The 16,198-nt window shown below is 69.5% G+C and carries 16 protein-coding genes and 2 pseudogenes; 12 read left to right on the top strand and 6 right to left on the bottom strand.

All coding sequences use genetic code 11. The features are described 5' to 3' along the window. Nucleotides 1-23 precede the first annotated feature (23 nt). Entirely contained in the window at nucleotides 24-707 is a 684-nt protein-coding gene (locus HDA34_RS10350) for a type 1 glutamine amidotransferase domain-containing protein (protein WP_134377051.1), read from the bottom strand. Nucleotides 708-821: 114 nt separating this feature from the next. Further along, nucleotides 822-2,474, bottom strand: a complete 1,653-nt coding sequence (locus tag HDA34_RS10345) for an ABC-F family ATP-binding cassette domain-containing protein (protein ID WP_049145880.1) — start codon at nucleotides 2,472-2,474, stop codon at nucleotides 822-824. 208 nt (nucleotides 2,475-2,682) lie between these two features. Here HDA34_RS10345 and HDA34_RS10340 point away from each other — a divergent pair, with 208 nt between their 5' ends. From HDA34_RS10340 to HDA34_RS10310, 7 genes are read left to right on the top strand one after another with little or no spacing between them, the layout of a single operon-like run. After that, on the top strand, nucleotides 2,683-3,771 hold the full coding sequence (locus HDA34_RS10340) for a catalase family protein (RefSeq protein WP_172717669.1): 1,089 nt from the start codon (nucleotides 2,683-2,685) through the stop codon (nucleotides 3,769-3,771). Between the two features lie 53 nt (nucleotides 3,772-3,824). After that, on the top strand, nucleotides 3,825-4,520 hold the full coding sequence (locus HDA34_RS10335; RefSeq protein ID WP_044659971.1) for a hypothetical protein: 696 nt from the start codon (nucleotides 3,825-3,827) through the stop codon (nucleotides 4,518-4,520). Nucleotide 4,521: 1 nt separating this feature from the next. Further along, nucleotides 4,522-5,928, top strand: coding sequence for a Dyp-type peroxidase (locus HDA34_RS10330; protein ID WP_060973483.1), 1,407 nt, complete (start codon nucleotides 4,522-4,524; stop codon nucleotides 5,926-5,928). Beyond that, nucleotides 5,928-6,314, top strand: a complete 387-nt coding sequence (locus HDA34_RS10325; RefSeq protein WP_020624987.1) for a hypothetical protein — start codon at nucleotides 5,928-5,930, stop codon at nucleotides 6,312-6,314. The genes HDA34_RS10330 and HDA34_RS10325 overlap by 1 nt, the downstream gene beginning before the upstream one ends. Nucleotides 6,315-6,345: 31 nt before the next feature. Next, nucleotides 6,346-7,071, top strand: a complete 726-nt coding sequence (locus tag HDA34_RS10320; protein WP_178329127.1) for a histidine phosphatase family protein — start codon at nucleotides 6,346-6,348, stop codon at nucleotides 7,069-7,071. After that, complete coding sequence (locus HDA34_RS10315; RefSeq protein WP_049145873.1) at nucleotides 7,068-7,610, top strand: Rv2134c family protein; 543 nt, start codon at nucleotides 7,068-7,070, stop codon at nucleotides 7,608-7,610. Before HDA34_RS10320 ends, HDA34_RS10315 begins: the two co-directional genes overlap by 4 nt. Further along, a complete protein-coding gene (locus HDA34_RS10310) occupies nucleotides 7,610-8,392 on the top strand; it encodes an Rv2133c family protein (RefSeq protein WP_134377053.1) in 783 nt (260 codons plus the stop codon). Before HDA34_RS10315 ends, HDA34_RS10310 begins: the two co-directional genes overlap by 1 nt. Nucleotides 8,393-8,435: 43 nt before the next feature. On the opposite strand, the gene HDA34_RS10305 is transcribed toward HDA34_RS10310, so the two are convergent. The 3 genes from HDA34_RS10305 to HDA34_RS10295 are packed head-to-tail and all read right to left on the bottom strand — an operon-like array spanning nucleotide 8,436 to nucleotide 9,519. Beyond that, a complete protein-coding gene (locus tag HDA34_RS10305; protein ID WP_041103934.1) occupies nucleotides 8,436-9,002 on the bottom strand; it encodes a mismatch-specific DNA-glycosylase in 567 nt (188 codons plus the stop codon). A 1-nt stretch (nucleotide 9,003) separates the two neighbouring features. Further along, nucleotides 9,004-9,258 carry a Txe/YoeB family addiction module toxin gene (locus tag HDA34_RS10300; protein ID WP_041103932.1) on the bottom strand — a complete coding sequence of 85 codons (255 nt, stop codon included), beginning with the start codon at nucleotides 9,256-9,258 and terminating at the stop codon, nucleotides 9,004-9,006. Further along, the gene (locus HDA34_RS10295) at nucleotides 9,259-9,519 is read right to left on the bottom strand and encodes a type II toxin-antitoxin system Phd/YefM family antitoxin (RefSeq protein ID WP_036340860.1); all 261 of its coding nucleotides are present in this window, start codon (nucleotides 9,517-9,519) and stop codon (nucleotides 9,259-9,261) included. Between the two features lie 326 nt (nucleotides 9,520-9,845). On the opposite strand from HDA34_RS10295, the gene HDA34_RS10290 reads away from it, so the two are divergent. The 5 genes and pseudogenes from HDA34_RS10290 (at nucleotide 9,846) to HDA34_RS10270 (ending at nucleotide 14,899) form a co-directional block, all read left to right on the top strand. Further along, nucleotides 9,846-10,761, top strand: a protein-coding gene (locus tag HDA34_RS10290; RefSeq protein ID WP_267899367.1) for an IS5 family transposase whose coding sequence is annotated in 2 segments (ribosomal slippage) — nucleotides 9,846-10,220 and nucleotides 10,222-10,761 — 915 coding nt in all. Because the reading frame shifts where the segments join, the coding sequence is not laid out codon by codon here. Between the two features lie 52 nt (nucleotides 10,762-10,813). Then, nucleotides 10,814-12,217, top strand: a complete 1,404-nt coding sequence (locus HDA34_RS10285; RefSeq protein WP_134377054.1) for a GntP family permease — start codon at nucleotides 10,814-10,816, stop codon at nucleotides 12,215-12,217. 29 nt (nucleotides 12,218-12,246) lie between these two features. Further along, the gene (locus tag HDA34_RS10280; protein WP_134377055.1) at nucleotides 12,247-13,401 is read left to right on the top strand and encodes a glycerate kinase family protein; all 1,155 of its coding nucleotides are present in this window, start codon (nucleotides 12,247-12,249) and stop codon (nucleotides 13,399-13,401) included. A 1-nt stretch (nucleotide 13,402) separates the two neighbouring features. Further along, nucleotides 13,403-13,818 (top strand): annotated as a pseudogene (locus HDA34_RS10275) (protein kinase family protein); the annotation flags it as partial. 238 nt (nucleotides 13,819-14,056) lie between these two features. Beyond that, entirely contained in the window at nucleotides 14,057-14,899 is an 843-nt protein-coding gene (locus HDA34_RS10270) for a hypothetical protein (protein ID WP_134377056.1), read from the top strand. 319 nt (nucleotides 14,900-15,218) lie between these two features. Here HDA34_RS10270 and HDA34_RS10265 read toward each other — a convergent pair. Further along, nucleotides 15,219-16,132: pseudogene (locus tag HDA34_RS10265) on the bottom strand (helix-turn-helix domain-containing protein). Between the last annotated feature and the right edge of the window lie 66 nt (nucleotides 16,133-16,198).

Raw genomic sequence — 16,198 nt, 5'->3', positions numbered from 1 at the left:
GTGGTGGGCTCGGCGGAGGGGGGTCAGCGCGCGAGCAGGTCGAGGACGCGGCGGGCGGCGTCGGCGGAGGAGGCCGGGTTCTGACCGGTCACCAGGGTGCCGTCCGTGACCACGAAGCTCTCCCCGTCCGGGCCCTTGCGGTAGTCCGCTCCGGCGGCGATCAGCGCGTCCTCGACGAGGAACGGGACGACGTCCGTCAGCTGGGCGGCCTCCTCCTCGCCGTTGGTGAACCCGGTGACCTGACGGCCGCGCACGAACGGGGTGCCGTCGGCGGCGGTGATCGGGTGCAGGATCCCGGGCGCGTGGCAGACGAGGCCGAGCGGGCGCCCGGCCGCGTCGCTGTCGAGGATGATCCGCGTGGAGTCGGCGTCGGACACCAGGTCCCACAGCGGGCCGTGACCGCCCGGGTAGAAGACGGCGTCGAACCCGTCCACGTCCACCTGGGCCAGGGGCGTGGTGTGGGCCAGGGCGGCCTTGGCCTCCTCGTCCTGGTCGAACCGGCGGGTGGCGTCGGTCTGCATCTCCGGCTGCGAGCTCGTCGGGTCGATGGGCGGCTGGCCGCCGCGGGGCGAGGCGAGGGTGACCTCGTGGCCGGCGTCCGTGAAGACGTAGTAGGGCGAGGCGAACTCCTCGAGCCAGAACCCGGTCTTGCGGCCGGTGTCGCCCAGCTGGTCGTGCGAGGTGAGGATCATCAGGATGCGGGACATGTCTGGGGGCCTTTCGTCGGTGGGGACTGCACTCTCATGGTCGTACGCAACCGAATCTCGGGCAAGGGTGACGGTGCCCACCGGCCTCACGCCGCGGCCGCCGCGCCCAGGACATCAGCGCTCCGTCACCCGCCCGTCCTGGACCTGCCAGCGGCGGTCGGTGCGGACGGTGTCCAGCATGCGGCGGTCGTGGGTGACGAGCATCAGGGCGCCCTCATAGGTCTCCAGGGCCTGTTCGAGCTGCTCGATGGCCTCCAGGTCCAGGTGGTTGGTGGGCTCGTCGAGCACCAGGACGTTCACCCCGCGGGCCTGGAGCAGGGCCAGGGATGCCCGGGTGCGCTCGCCGGGCGAGAGCTCGTCCACGGGGCGGTTCACGTGGTCGGCCCTGAGGCCGAACTTGGCCAGCAGGGTGCGCACCTCCCCGGAGGCCATCTCGGGCACGAGCGCCTCGACGGCCGCGGCGAGCGGGACGGTCCCGGCCAGCAGTGAGCGCGCCTGGTCGATCTCCCCGATCTGCACGCTGGATCCCAGGGCGGCCGTGCCCTCGTCCGGGGCCTGGCGGCCCAGCAGCCCGCGCAGCAGGGTGGACTTGCCGGCCCCGTTGGGCCCGGTGATGCCGATCCGCTCTCCCGCGTTGACCTGGAGGGACACCGGGCCGAGCGTGAAGCCACCCAGCCGGAACACGGCATCGTTGAGGGTGGCGACCACGGAGCTGGAGCGCGGCGCCGCGCCGATGGTGAACTCCAGCCTCCACTCCTTGCGTGGCTCCTCCACCTCCTCCAGGCGCGCGATGCGGCTCTCCATCTGCCGGACCTTCTGGGCCTGCTTCTCGCTCGACTCACTGTTGGCCTTGCGGCGCAGCTTGTCGTTGTCCGGAGACTTCTTCATCGCGTTGCGCACGCCCTGGCTGGACCACTCCCGCTGCACGCGGGCGCGGGAGACGAGGTCCTGCTTCTGCTCGGCGAACTCCTCGTACTTCTCCCGGGCCTGGCGGCGCAGGGTGGCCCGCTCCTCGAGGTAGGCCTCGTAGCCGCCGCCGTAGACGCGGTTGGTGCGCTGGGCGAGGTCGAGCTCCAGGACGCGGGTGACGCTGCGGGCGAGGAACTCGCGGTCGTGGCTCACCAGCACGACGCCGCCGCGCAGCTCCTGCACGAAGGCCTCCAGGCGGGTCAGACCGTCGAGGTCCAGGTCGTTGGTGGGCTCGTCCAGGAGCACGACGTCGAAGCGGGAGAGCAGCAGCGCGGCGAGGCCGACGCGGGCGGCCTGCCCACCGGAGAGGGAGGTCATGAGGACCTGTTCCGGGGAGGCGGAGAGGTCCAGGCCGAGGTCGGCCAGGACGGCGGGGATGCGCTCCTCCAGGTCCGCGGCGCCGGAGGCCAGCCAGCGGGTGAGGGCGGTGTTGTAGCGGTCCGCGGCGGCGTCGGTGACGTCCGGGTCGGCCAGTGCCTCGGCAGAGGCGTCCATCTCGCGGGTGGCCTCGGCGCAGCCGGTGCGGCGGGCGATGTACCCGGCCACCGTCTCCCCCGACACGCGCTTGTGCTCCTGCGGGAGCCAGCCGACGAAGGCGTCCGAGGGGGCGAGGGACACGGTGCCGGCCTGCGGGGCCAGGTCCCCGCCGAGGATGCGCAGCAGCGTGGACTTGCCTGCGCCGTTGGCCCCCACGACGCCGACGACGTCCCCCGGCGCGACGGTGAGGTCGAGCGCGTCGAACAGCGTGCGATGGCCGTGGCCGCCGGCCAGGCCGGAGGCGACGAGGGTGGCGGTCATGCTTCTCCTGGCTCGAGTGCGCTTCCCTGGGGCGGGTCACCGCCACACTGTCACAGATCCCCCGGGGCACCGCCCCCGGGCCCCGACTCCCAGACCTGCGGCGCGCTTCCTTCCTTGCCCTGACATGGGGAGGGTCATAGCGTCGCCAGGGTCAGGTGCGCGGCTCCGCGCGGCGCACACGGCGCTCCAGAGAGAAGGCAGAGCACTGATGACTGAACCGGTGAAGTACACGCCCGACATCGAGCATTCGGTCGACCGCGAGGAGGACCTGACCCGCGAGATCCTGGCCCAGATGGGCGCGGCACAGCGCCGCGCGGCGGGAGAGCACAAGCACGCCCACCGCGACGCCCACGCCAAGAGCCACGCCGTCCTCAAGGCCACGCTGGAGGTCCATGAGGGCCTGGCTCCCGAGCTGGCGCAGGGCATCTTCGCCCGTCCGGGCACCTACGAGGCGGTGGCGCGGCTCTCCTCCGCACCCGGGGACATCCACACCGACCGCACTCCCGCCCCGCGGGGCTGGGCCTTGAAGGTGCTGGGGGTGGAGGGCAAGCGGCTGCTGCCGGACCTGGACAGCCACAATCAGGACTTCCTCATGGTGAACTTCCCGACGCTCGCCTTCGGCACCGTGGCCCGCTACAAGGAGATGTTGAGCCTGCTGGAGAAGAACTCCCAGTCCCCCGAGCTGCTGCAGCGCCTGACGACGGGCGCCGCGCGCGTGGTCCGGGGTGCGGTGGAGACCGTCGGGGGGACCCCCAGCGCCACCCTGGAGGGCCTGGGGCGGGACAACGCCCACGTCCTCGGCGAGACGTACTTCACCCAGGGCGCCCTGCGCTACGGGGACCACGTCGCGAAGATCTCGCTGGCCCCGGCGTCCGAGAACGTGCGCGCCCTGACCGGTCAGGACATGAAGGTGGAGGACTTCTCCTCGATCAGCGAGATCGTCGCCGACTTCTTCTCGCGTGAGAGCGCAGAGTACGTCCTGCGGGCGCAGCTGGCGACCGACCCGGAGCGCATGCCGGTGGAGGACGCCTCCGTCCTGTGGGACGAGGAGGAGGCCCCGCACCAGCCCGTCGCCACCCTGCGCATCGAGGCGCAGGAGAGCTACAGCCATCCCCGCCGCGTCTACGGCGACGACGCCCTCACCTTCAACCCCTGGAACGGCGTGGTCGAGCACCAGCCGTTGGGCTCCATCATGCGCGTCCGCAAGCGCGCCTATGAGCAGTCCACTCGCTTCCGCCACGAGTTCAACGACCGCCCGGCCCCCGAGCCGTCGTCGCTCGACGACATCCCGGACTGATCCCGGCCCCACCCCTCACCATTCACCCCAAAGGATTCTCGAAGGAGGACCTCATGACTGACCGCTCAGACCCCCGGCTCCAGGACGAGAGCCGTCTCGACGCCGTCAAGCGCGCCGTCGAGGACGTCGCCCAGGACGCCCCCACGCTGGCCAAGATCGCCCTCGAGGCGATGATCCGCGAGCACAACCCGGACCTGTCCGGCACGGCCGACTCCGCCGGCCGCGTGGGGATGCGCTCGGGCAAGGTCTCGGAGCTGACCGCGATCGCCCGCCTCAAGCCGGGCGGCGCCGAACGGCTGCAGCGCATCTTCGACCTGACCCGCGGCAACATGGACGGCGCCCAGCGCGTGTCCACGCTGCACGACATGCGCTTCGTCTTCTTCGACGACAACACCCGGATCCTCTTCGCCACGGCCTACGACGGCGACTGGGATGCGTACATCAACGACTTCGCCACCAAGATCCCCGAGCTGATGGACCTCCTCTTCCAGAACGTGGAGGGGTGGCCGGGCATCGACAGCCCGACCGTGAAGGACTTCATCGCCGACCACCAGATCACCGCCTCCGGGTGGTTCGTGGCGAACCCGCAGGTCACCGTGGTGGACACGCGTCGACTGCAGCGCACCGAGGACGCGGTGAACACCTTCCTGGACCAGATGGCCGGGCGCACCGACCTGGACGAGGACACCGCGGCCGCCCTGAAGCAGCTCACCGACACGATCTCCACCCCCGAGGCGGTGGACTACTGAGATGGGCGTGCTCAAGGACCTGAAGGAACGTTTCGATCGGGAGCGGGTCGAGCTGGACCTGGACGACATCCAGGGCCTGGTGCTGCGGTCGCGGCCTGAGCCCTACGTCGGCGCCCACGCCATGCTGACCGTGGAGGAGGCCGAAGGCGGTCGGGACTTCGTCCGTCGCCTGGCCGAGTACGTGACCTCCGCGCAGGACTGGGCCGACGACCTGCAGTCCTGGACCGGCGTGGCGATCAGCTATGCCGGCCTGCGCGCCCTGGGGCTGCCCGAGGACTCCCTGTCCAGCTTCCCGCTGCCCTACCAGCAGGGGATGGCCGCCCGCGCTCAGCAGCTCATGGACACCGGGCCGAACGCCCCGGAGCACTGGGACGAGGCGTTCACCCAGGACGCCTGTCACATCGCGCTGACGATCTACGCGGCCGACGCCGATGCCCTGGACGCCGCCCTGGACCAGGCGGAGAAGGTGCTGGAGCACTCCACCGGAGTGACCCTGGTGGCCACCCACCGCTTCGGGGTGGACGAGCTGAACAAGAACCCCTTCGGCTTCCGGGACTCCATCTCGCAGCCGACGGTGGCCGGCAGCGGGGTGCGGCCACAGCCGGGCCAGGAGCGCTCCATCTCCGCCGGCGAGTTCATCCTGGGCGAGAACAGCGAGACCGGCTCCCCGCTGGCCGTGCCGCAGCCGGATGTGCTGGGCCGCAACGGGACCTACGTGGTGCTGCGCAAGTTCGCCAGTCGGGTGGGCGCCTTCAACGAGTACCTGGCCTCGCAGAGCCCGGACCCGGAGGAGCAGCACCGGATCGCCGCGAAGATGTTCGGCCGGTGGCGCAGCGGCGCCCCGCTGGTGCTCTCCCCGGACCACGACGACGAGGAGCTGGGCAACGACCCGGAGCGGCGCAACGACTTCACCTTCGAGGACGACCCGAAGGGCCTGATGTGCCCGCACTCCAGCCACATGCGTCGCCTCAACCCGCGGGACAGCGACCTGTCGATCATGACGGACGTGAACATCAAGCGGATCATCCGGCGCTCCTCGACCTACGGTCCCGGGTGGTCGCCGGAGGTGACCTCGGCCGACGACGCGAAGGAGGACCGCGGGATCTACTTCATCTTCATCAGCGCCCGGGCCTTCGACACGATCGAGTTCATGCAGCAGGAGTGGATCAACGGAGGCAACTTCGTCGACCTCGGCTCCGAGCGGGATCCGATCGTCGGTCTGCACGAGGACGACCCGACGCAGGGACGGTTCACCATCCCCGCCGAGCCGGCCCGCAAGCGCATCGACGGCATCACCACCTTCAACCGGATGGCCGGGGGCGAGTACCTCTTCATGCCCTCGCTCAGCGCCCTGCGGTGGATCGGTGAGGGTGGCTGGACCTCCGAGCAGTCGGACGCCGAGGCGTGATGCAGCCTCCGTCCCCGGGCGGCCCCGCGGGCGCCCCGCCGTGGCAGGTTGACCTGGACTGGCTGTGGGGCACCCCGCCGGGCAACGACGGCTCCCCCGCGACCCTGCGGCTGGACGTCGTCGGCCCCGGGGCGGCCCGGGCGGCCGCCGCGTGGCTGGGCTCCCTGCCCGGGGGCGAGGACGGCGTGCGGGGCAGGGGCGGCTGGCGTGCCGACCCGGGCGAGCAGCCCGGCGCGGACGACCACGCCGTCCTGCTGCTCACCTCGGCGGGTGAAGACGTGGCGGACGGGCTGGAGGACGCCGCGGACGACGCCCACGCGGCGCTGGCCGCCGTCGGGGGCCTCACCCTGCGGTGGACTCCCCTGCCCCGTGACCCGTCCCGCTGAGGCCCTCGCGCCCCGTCGGTAGGGTGGAGTGATGGCGACGGTACTTCTCGTGCGGCACGGCCGCACCACGGCCAATGCGACGGGACTGCTGGCAGGCCGCACCCCCGGGGTCAGCCTGGACGATCACGGACGGGAGCAGGCGGCCCGCACCGCGGACCGGATCGCGGCCGTGCCCGTGGCCGCGGTGGTGGCCAGTCCCCTGGAGCGGTGCGCGCAGACGGCCCGCGCCCTCCTCGATCGCCAGCCGGGGACGGTGCCCTCGCTGGTCGACGACGACCTCACCGAGTGCGACTACGGCCAGTGGCAGGGGCGCGCGCTCAGCGACCTGGCCACCGAGTCCCTGTGGGCGACGGTGCAGACCCAGCCGTCCGCCGTCGTCTTCCCCGGTGGGGAGTCCATGGCGGGCATGCAGGCCCGCGCGGTGGCGGCGATCCGCCGGCACGACGCCGCGGTCGAGGCCGAGCACGGGCCCGGGGCGGTGTGGGTGGCGGTGAGCCACGGGGACGTCATCAAGTCGATCCTGGCCGACGCGCTCGGCACGCACCTGGATCTGTTCCAGCGGATCGAGGTGGGGCCCGCCTCCGTGTCCATCGTGAGCTACGGTCCGGCCCGCCCGCGGGTCTGGGCGATGAACACCGACGCCGGGGACCTGTCCTGGCTGGCGACCCTCGGCCCGTCCGACGACGCCCCGGTGGGCGGCGGCGCAGGCACGGGCACCGGTGCGGTGGACGAGCGGACGCCTAGGATCGTGGCATGACTGATGCACCTGCCCCCGCCCATGAGTTCGACTGGCCGGATCGGGTCGTGATCGGGACGCTCGGGCGTCCCGGCGCCCGCACGTTCTACCTGCAGGTGCGCACCGGGCCCCGGCTGGTGAGCCTGGCGCTGGAGAAGCAGCAGTCGGCCCTGATGGCGGAGATGATCGACGAGATCCTCGACGATCTCATGGCGCTGGAGGGCAACCCGCACAGCGTCCCGGCCAGCACGCCCGTGGAACTCGTGGACAACGATCCGCTGGACCCGGTGCAGGAGTGGTTCCGGGTGGGGGCCATCGGCCTGGGCTGGGACCCCACCACCGCGCAGGTGCTCATCGACGCGCACCCCCTCTCCGACGACGACGCCGACCCGGCGCTCGAGGCGGACGCCGAGGCCGTGCGCGTGCGCATGCCCGTCGGCGCGGCCCGGGCGTTCGCCCGGCGCACCCGGGAGGTCGTGGACGCCGGGCGTCCGTTCTGCTCGGACTGCGGCCAGCCCATCGACCCCGACGGCCACGACTGCACCCTCCCCGACTCCTGATGAGCGCCGCGGACGTGCCCGCCGGCGAGCTGGTGGCCGGGGAGCTGACGCTCACCGGCCGCATCACGACGGCGTCCAACGCCACGTTCCTCGGCGCGATCGGTGACACCCCGGTGGTCTACAAGCCGGTGGCCGGCGAGGCCCCGCTGTGGGACTTCCCCGCGGGCACCCTGGCCCGCCGGGAGGTGGCCGCGTCCCTGGTGTCCGAGGCGCTGGGGTGGGACATTGTGCCGCGCACCTGGCTGCGCGACGGCCCGTTCGGTAAGGGCATGGTGCAGCTCTGGCAGGAGCAGGATCCTGAGCAGGACGCCGTGGACCTGTTCCCGGCGGACGAAGTGCCGGCCTCGGGATGGCTCACGGTCCTGGAGGGTGAGGACGAGGGCGGGAATCGGCTGGTCCTGGCCCACGAGGACTCGGCGGCGCTGCGCCGCATGGCGGTGTTCGACGTGCTCGTCAACAACGCCGACCGCAAGGGCGCCCACATCCTCGCCATGCCCGGCGGCCACCGCCACGGCGTGGACCACGGGCTGACGTTCCATGTGCAGGACAAGCTGCGGACCGTGCTCTGGGGGTGGCTGGGCGAGGCGCTGAGCGAGGAGGAGCGCGACGGCGTCGCCCGGGTTCTCGACGGGCTCGACGGTGAGCTGGGGCAGGGGCTGGCGGAGCTGCTGGGTGCCGAGGAAGTCGACGCCCTCGCCGAACGCTGCACCCGGTTGCTCGACGACGGGATCTTCCCTGCCCCGAGCGGGCTGACGCCGGCCGTGCCCTGGCCGCTCTTCTGACGGGCCTGAGGCGTCAGCGCGGCCGCAGGGACAGCGGGCGCACTCAGTCCACGAGCCCCGCCGCGGCACCGGCCGCACGGTAGTCCGCGGCGAGCGAGTCCAGGGTGGCGTGAGCGTTGAGCCCGCTGGGGTTCGGCGCCACGAACAGCCGCGTGCCCGGCCACGGCGTCTGCTGCTCCCCCAGCACCGCCTTCGGGCGTCCGAACGCCTGCCGGTAGGCCGTCACCCCCAACACAGCGACGACGGCCGGCGCATGCGCTGCCACGAGCGCGTCCAGGCGGGCGGGGGCGGCGGCGAGCTCCTCCGCGGTGAGCTCGTCGGCGCGGGCGGAGGCCCGCGGGACGAGGTTGGAGATCCCGATGCCGCGGGCGTGCAGCTCGGCGAGGTCCTCGGCCTTGTAGCCGTCGGAGGCGTCGATCAGGTGTCGGGTGAGCCCGGCGCGGTGCAGGGCCGGGTAGAAGCGGTTGCCGCGGCGGGCGAAGTGCGCACCGGTGGCGGCGCTCCACAGGCCGGGGTTGATGCCGATGAACAGCAGCCGCAGCGGGTCCGGCAGCAGGTCGGGGACGGTGCGGTCGCGGAACTGCTGGAGCTCGGCCTGGGTGAAGCGCATGTCAGTAGTGATACCTCGCCTGGAGGATGATCAGGTCCTCGCCGTCGACGAGGTAGACGAGCCTGTGCTCCTCCGTGATGCGTCGGGACCATGCCCCGGGCGCGCCGTACTTCAGCTGCTCGGGCTTGCCGATCCCGTCGAAGGGATCACGCAGGGCGGCGTCGATGAGGGTGTTGATCCGCTTGAGGACCTTGCGGTCCGTGGTCTGCCAGTGCGTGTAGTCCTCCCAGGCCGAGCGGTCCCACACGAGGCGCACTCAGGCGTCCCCGTCCATGCGGTCCAGAGCGTGCTCCTCGACGCTCCCTGCGCGGGCGCGCTCGTAGGCGTCCAGCAGCCGGCGGGCGTTGGCCGGGGAGCGGAACAGGTAGGCGGTCTCCTGCCAGGCGGCGTACTCGTCCGCGGGCATGAGGACGGCATTCCCCTTGCGGGAGACGATCTCTACGGCGTCGCGGTCCGCATTCACTCGCTCGATGAGCGGGAACAGGGTCTTGCGGGCTTCACTGGCGCTGATGGACATGCTGGCCTCCTCGGGTGCGATGTGGTACTTGCTTATGGTACCAGTTGGGGCTGTCGAACTCGGGGGGTGCCGTGCGGGATGCAGATCTCCTTGCCCTCGTGGTCCGTGGGCGCGGCGACGGCGTCCCCTGCTCTCCCAGGAGCGCCTTGGGCTTCCCGAAGATGTCCACACCCGCTCTCCTGACGCAGGCCCCCGCGGGCCGTTCTATTGTCCTGAGGACCATCGAGACGGCCGAACCCTGTTCGCCACAACATCGCCGTTGAAGTCCCATCAGCCCTAGGGCGTGTCTCCCTTATCGGTGGTGAGGCTCGCGGCAGGCTGGTCGGGTGAGGTCGACAGGGTCGCGGTATCAGGTGTTCACGGACGAGCAGTGGGAGCGGATCGAGCCGTTGCTGCCCTCGAATCAGGGCCGGCGTGGGCATCCCTTCGGGGAGCACCGCAGGGTGGTGGAGGGCATCGCCTACCGGTATCGGACCGGGGTCCCGTGGCGGGATCTGCCCCGGGAGCAGTTCGGGCCCTGGCAGACGGTGTGGAAGCGCCACCGCCGCTACGCCGCGGATGGGACCTGGGATCGGGTGCTGACCCACGTGCTGGCCGAGGCCGATGCGGCCGGGATGATTGACTGGGCCGTCTCGGTCGATGCGACCATCGCCCGGGCCCATCAGCACGCCACGAACACCACTCGTCCGGACCAGGACACAGGGGGCCGGGGCGAATCACAAGAAACTGCCGCTGGATGAGGTTGAGCCGCCCGGGCACGGCATCGGGCGTTCCCGCGGCGGGCTGACGACCAAGATTCACCACGCCGTCGATGGCCGCGGCCGGCCGCTGGCCGCGATCGTCACCGGCGGGCAGCGCAACGACGAGGCCGTGCTGGCGCAGGTGCTGGCCGAAATCCAGATTCTCCGACTCGGCGCCGGCGCCGCCCGAGCCCGCCCGGAGGCGGTGATCGCCGACCGGGCCTATGCCACCGGAGTGATTCGCAACGAGCTGCGCCGCCGCCGAATCACCGCGGTAATTCCGGAGAAACGGGACCAGATCGCGGCCCGAGCCCGTCGCGGCAGCCGCGGCGGGCGGCCGCCGGCCTTCGACGCCCAGGCCTACCGCGGGCGCAACGTCGTGGAACGCCACTTCGCCCTAGCCAAGCAATGGCGCGGCTTGGCCACTCGTTACGACAAGCTAGCGATCACCTACCGCGCCGCCGTCACCCTCTGCGCCATCTTCACCTGGCTACGCGCATAAGGGAGACACGCCCTAGTCTGGCTAGAATCCCCTGCCGCACAAAGGACTTCCGATGACTGGAATACCGTTTCTGCTCGTCTTCATCCTCGCCGTCGCCCTGATGATCGTCATGATCTCCAGATGGAAGATCCACCCCTTCCTCTCGATCATGGTCGTCGCCTTCGCCTTGGGGATCATCGGTGGGATCCCGCTGGTGAAGTCGACCGGCGCCGAAGGGGAAGAGCCCGTCAAGGGCATCGCCGACGTGATCGGGGAGGGATTCTCCGGGATCTTCACGTCGATCGGCATCGTCATCATCCTGGGCACGCTCATCGGTCTCATCCTGGAGCGCACCGGCGGTGCCTTCAGGATCGCTGATGCGCTCGTGAGGGTCGTCGGCAAGCGCTACCCCGTCCTGGCTATGCAGCTCATGGGCTGGGTGGTCTCCATCCCCGTGTTCTGCGACTCCGGATTCGTCATTCTCAATCCCATCCGCAAGGCCCTGGCCCGTCGCACCGGGGCGTCACCCGTGGCGATGACCGTGGCCCTGGCGGCAGGTCTGTACACCTCGCACGTCTTCATCCCGCCGACCCCGGGGCCCATCGCAGCCGCCCAGAACCTCGGCATCGGCGACCACCTCCTGCTGGTGATCGGCCTCGGCGTCGTCGTCTCGATCCCCGCACTCCTCGTCGCGTACCTGTACGCCCTCTACATCGGCAAGCGGGTGACCGCCCCTGAGGAGATCGGCACGGAGGATGCGGACGAGCTGGAGGCGGCCTACGACGCGCTTCGCCGGTCCTACGGGCGGATGCCTGGGACGGCTGCGTCCTTCGCGCCCATCATCGCCCCCATCCTGCTCATGGCTCTCGGCTCGCTCGCATCCGTCCTGAAGTGGACCGGCCCCGCGGGTGACTTCGCCCGATTCCTCGGCACGCCGATGATCGCGCTCGCCGTCGGCACTCTCTGCGCAGTCGGCCTGCTGTTCAGCGTGCGCCGTGGCGAGACGTTCTACGACCTGACGGAGGAGACCCTCCGGGTCGTCGGCCCCATTCTGTTCATCACGGCGGCCGGCGGTGTGCTGGGGCGCGTCATCGCCACCACCGACCTCGTCACCTTCATCGAGAGCAACGCTGCACAGTTGTCGGTCATCGGACTGTTCTTCCCCTTCCTCGTCTCCGCCGTCCTGAAGACCGCGCAGGGCTCCTCCACAGTGGCACTCACGACCACGTCGGCCATGGTCTTCCCGATGATGCCTGCACTGGGCTTCGAGACCCCGGTGGCCAGCGCGCTCGTGGTCATGGCCATTGCGGCCGGGGCCATGACCGTCTCCCACGCCAACGACTCGTACTTCTGGGTGGTCACCAACTTCAGCGGCATGACGCCCTCGCAGGGTTACCGCACCCAGACGATGGTCACGCTCCTGATGGGGCTCACCTCCATCGTGTTCATCTGGATCCTCGGCCTCGTCCTCATCTGACCCCGTCACCTGACCTAGGAGATCCACGCGTGCAGCGCATCATCGTCATCCCAGACTCGTTCAAGGGGGCCCTGTCGTCGCGGGAGGCGGGCTCCGCGATCGCGGCGGGTCTCGCGTCGGTCACCGACGCCGAGGTCCTCGTGGTGCCCATCGCCGACGGCGGGGAGGGCACCGTCGAGGCCTTCGTGGCTGCCGCAGGGGGCGTTTTGCGATCCGCGACAGTCTGCGGGGTGTTCTACGGCGAACGCGTGTCTGTCCACTACGGACTGATCGACCCAGACGTGGCGGTGGTGGAGACCGCCTCATGTGCCGGGCTCCCTCTCACCTCCGGACGCGAGGACACGGGACGGGCGACGACGTTCGGGATCGGCGAGCAGATCCTCGACGCCGTGTCCGCTGGCGCGCGCAGAGTCATCGTCGGGGCCGGCGGGAGCGCCACGACAGACGGCGGCACGGGCGCTGCCGCAGCCCTCGGCGTCCGGTTCCTCGACGCTGCGGGCGAGGAGTTCATCCCGACCGGCGACACCCTCACCCGGATTGCGCGGATCGACTCCACCCCGGCACGAGACCGGCTCCGCGACGTCGACGTGGAGGTGATGTGTGACATCAGCAACCCCCTCACGGGATCGCAGGGTGCAGCCCACGTGTTCGGCCCCCAGAAGGGGGCGGATCCTGCATCAGTGGCGAGCCTGGACACCGGACTGGTCCATCTCGCGGGCCTCGTCGAGCGAGACCTCGGGGTCGCGATCGATGCGCTCCCCGGTGCGGGAGCGGCGGGGGGTCTCGCCGGTGGCCTGCACGCCTTCATCGGGGCCACCTTGAAGCCGGGTATCGACGTCGTCCTCGAGACGGCGGGTTTCCACGACCTCGTGAAGACCGCTGACCTCGTCATCACCGGGGAGGGGCGCATCGACGGCCAGTCCTTGGCCGGGAAAGTGCCGATCGGTGTGGCCCAGGCCGTGCGCGCAGCCGGCCGTACGATCCCGGTGATCGTCCTCGCCGGCTCCGTGGGACAGGACGCGGACACCCTCTACGACGAGGGCATCACCGCGATCGTGCCCATTGGCCGCGGGCCCCAGGACCTGGCGACAGCGATCCGCCGTACGGCAGAGGACCTGACCGCGACCGCCTGCGACGTCGGGCGGCTGGTGATGGCCTGCTCCCCCGCCGACCTCACACGGTGAGGAGGGCGAGGACGGGCAGGGCCTCGTCCTGCTGGCCCATGAGGACTCAGTGCCCCCCTGCGTGGGATGGCGGTGTTCGACGCGATCGTCAACAACACCGACCGCAAGGGCGCCCACATCCTCACCATGCCTGGCGGTCACCGTTACGGGGTGGGCCACGGGCCGACGTTCCATGTGGAGGACAAGCTGCGCGCCGTGCTGTGGGGGTGGCTGGGCGGGGCGCTGAGCGAGGAGGAGCGCGACGGCGTCGGCCCGGTAGTCGCGGGACTCGACGGTGAGCTGGGGCGGGGGCTGGCGGGGTTGCTCAGTGCCGAGGAAGTCGAAGCCTCGGCCGCACGCTGCACCCGGTTGCTCGACGACGGGCGTTTCCCTGCCCCGAGCGGCCTGACGCCGGCGGTGCCTTGGCCGCTGTTCTAAGAGTTACTTTCGTCCACACCGTCGCGTGGCCACAGGCCCAAACGCCCCTGTCACAACCGCGCCGCCCCTGATGCGGGTGACAAGGGGCGAACTTGTCAGAATGTGTTACATCCACCCCTTCGACCTTTCTTAGGTTGCTTTCCATAGATCCATAAAATTCGAATGACAGGACGTAACGCCTAGAACACCAAGACGTTACCCCTTGTTCAAGGGTCCATATTTGCACTATGCTGTCAGAATGATCACTAACAATAAGAGCCCGTTTGGCAGCCCCATCTGGCAGGGGCTTGGCCGGGAAGCAGACCTTTCGACGCAACTTATTTGTAGCGGAGCAAATGAGATAGGAAGAGCGTCATTCTATCAACAGGGCCATTACGCGGCGGCACAGTTTGGATTCTCTAATGGCTTAGAAAGACTGGGGAAATTGATACTTACCAGCGACAGTCTATTGGCTACCGGCGCACCCCTCAGCGACAACGAACTGCGAAAAAGGGGCCACTCCATTGCGGCCATCCTCAATGAAGTTGAGAATATTTCTAAACAGCGCGCATTGCAACTCACATATGAGCGACCAACGGGCCCTATCAGCACGGCGATCATAAGCTGCTTAGATGATTTCGCTGCCGCCAGTCGCGGCCGATATGCAAATCACGCGTCCCTAACGGGTACGCCTTCGCCTCACGATCCAGTTGTAGCTTGGTGGAGTAAGGTCTGCAAACTCATCTTGAAAGCCCATTTTGCAGGCACTCCAAGTGAGGTAGTCGCAAGAAAAGAAGCAGCTGCAATGCAGGCCATCATGAATGCACACTCGGCTACTCTCTTCTTCCACGAAGACGGCTCAGTTGTTCAAGACCTCGAGGAGGTGACGGTGATGACGCATGAACGCGCGGTGACGCAACGATGGGGTCGCTTTTACACCCTGTCTCACGCACGATGGCTGGCTGACATCTTCGACAGCATGACTGGGACCGCCCAACCCGCGGGGGGCGTGAACTACTTCTTCGGCCATTACGAAAGAGTGCAGACTCTCAGGGTGGCCGATGCTGTACTCCGGACACGGAAGTCATGGCCCCTTGCATGAGCACACCCAATGCAAGGGATCAATTTCAAGGATTCGATAGACTTCGATCCAGCGGGTCGAAAGTGCGCGCTTACCACGATCTTGAACCTCGGGGAGTTCGCACTGACGAACAGGCCCCGAGGCAGAGAATTACTCGCCATGAGGACTCGAGCGACGGAGTCTCGACGCGCATACGAAGGGACCAGTTGGAGGGGTCCGTCCGTCTCGGGCGGGAGCACGAGAACGCGGTGACCGCCATGGGGCTATGGCCTGGTAGCAAATTCTGCGAAGGAGAAGGCGAAGCCGCAACGGTTCGCGAGTTCATCGATCAGGCCAGGCGCTAGTTGTAGGAGGGCATGACGTTGTTGACTCGTGCCGGGGCCAGCGAGGCCGGCGGGATGTTCCTGCAGGAGGTATGAGGCCGATGGTAGTTGTAGTGGTTCACCCACACTGCCAACGCCTCACGCCGGGGCGGATCCGGTGGTGCCGGCCCCCGAGCGAGACCACCTTCGCGGTGAAGTCCAGGGCCCGGTAGTTGTTCCCGTTGTCCGTGACCACCCGGTCCACGGTGATGCCGTGGGCGGCGAAGAACGCCCTCGCCCGGCAGAAGAACCCGATCGTGGTCACCGCCTTCTCGTCCTGCAACGCCTCGGTGTACGCCAGGCGGGTGTGCCCGTCGATCGCCGAGTGCAGGTAGGTGTACCCGACCCGGCAGCCAGGCCCGCGTTTGGCCGCTCGCGCGTTCTCGGAGTCCCGGCCGTGAGCACGCCAGCCTCCCCCTTCAGGGATGCGCCCGATCTTCTTCACGTCCAGGTGCACCATGTGCCCTGGAGCCCGGGCGGTGATCTTCTGGGGTCGTTGGCGCAGGTCCTCACCCGTGGGCGCGAGGTCTCGTAGCCGGGAGATGCCCAGTCGGTGCAGCCACCTGCCCACCGTGCGGAGGCACAGCTGGTGGCCTTGAGAGACGAGGTGGTGATGGATGCGGCGGGCTGACCACTTGCACTCCCGGCGCAGGGTGAGGATCTGGGTGACCAGGGCCGGGTCGAGCTGGGCCGGAGAGCGTCGTGGCCGGCAGGAGCGGTCTTGCAGTCCTGCCTCGCCCTCGGCGCGGTAGCGGGCCACCCAGGTGGCCACCGTGGGGCGGCTGACGCGGAACTCGGCTGCGACATGGGCCTGGGGGATGCCCTCGTGCAGGTGGCGTTGGACCATCCTGAGTCGGCCGGTGGGAGTCAGGGGTGCGTTAGCGTGAGTCATGAGTGGGTCTCTTTACGCGGATGGGTTGTGTAGGAACTTCCATCCTGCGGGAGAGGCCCACTCGTC

Source organism: Micrococcus luteus (assembly GCF_014138885.1).
In the GTDB taxonomy this organism is placed as follows: Bacteria; Actinomycetota; Actinomycetes; order Actinomycetales; family Micrococcaceae; genus Micrococcus; species Micrococcus luteus.
Note: the sequence above shows the minus strand (reverse complement) of the source record. Positions and strands in the feature narration are given on the sequence as shown.

What these genes read in the sequence shown, in the direction of transcription:
- HDA34_RS10285 (WP_134377054.1), top strand. Translation starts at nt 10,814, where the DNA reads ATGACTGGAATACCGTTTCTGCTCGTCTTCATCCTCGCCGTCGCCCTG.
- HDA34_RS10335 (WP_044659971.1), top strand. Translation starts at nt 3,825, where the DNA reads ATGACTGACCGCTCAGACCCCCGGCTCCAGGACGAGAGCCGTCTCGAC.
- HDA34_RS10320 (WP_178329127.1), top strand. Translation starts at nt 6,346, where the DNA reads ATGGCGACGGTACTTCTCGTGCGGCACGGCCGCACCACGGCCAATGCG.
- HDA34_RS10345 (WP_049145880.1), bottom strand. Translation starts at nt 2,474, where the DNA reads ATGACCGCCACCCTCGTCGCCTCCGGCCTGGCCGGCGGCCACGGCCAT.
- HDA34_RS10325 (WP_020624987.1), top strand. Translation starts at nt 5,928, where the DNA reads ATGCAGCCTCCGTCCCCGGGCGGCCCCGCGGGCGCCCCGCCGTGGCAG.
- HDA34_RS10340 (WP_172717669.1), top strand. Translation starts at nt 2,683, where the DNA reads ATGACTGAACCGGTGAAGTACACGCCCGACATCGAGCATTCGGTCGAC.
- HDA34_RS10310 (WP_134377053.1), top strand. Translation starts at nt 7,610, where the DNA reads ATGAGCGCCGCGGACGTGCCCGCCGGCGAGCTGGTGGCCGGGGAGCTG.
- HDA34_RS10330 (WP_060973483.1), top strand. Translation starts at nt 4,522, where the DNA reads ATGGGCGTGCTCAAGGACCTGAAGGAACGTTTCGATCGGGAGCGGGTC.
- HDA34_RS10350 (WP_134377051.1), bottom strand. Translation starts at nt 707, where the DNA reads ATGTCCCGCATCCTGATGATCCTCACCTCGCACGACCAGCTGGGCGAC.
- HDA34_RS10270 (WP_134377056.1), top strand. Translation starts at nt 14,057, where the DNA reads ATGATCACTAACAATAAGAGCCCGTTTGGCAGCCCCATCTGGCAGGGG.
- HDA34_RS10295 (WP_036340860.1), bottom strand. Translation starts at nt 9,519, where the DNA reads ATGTCCATCAGCGCCAGTGAAGCCCGCAAGACCCTGTTCCCGCTCATC.
- HDA34_RS10315 (WP_049145873.1), top strand. Translation starts at nt 7,068, where the DNA reads ATGACTGATGCACCTGCCCCCGCCCATGAGTTCGACTGGCCGGATCGG.
- HDA34_RS10305 (WP_041103934.1), bottom strand. Translation starts at nt 9,002, where the DNA reads ATGCGCTTCACCCAGGCCGAGCTCCAGCAGTTCCGCGACCGCACCGTC.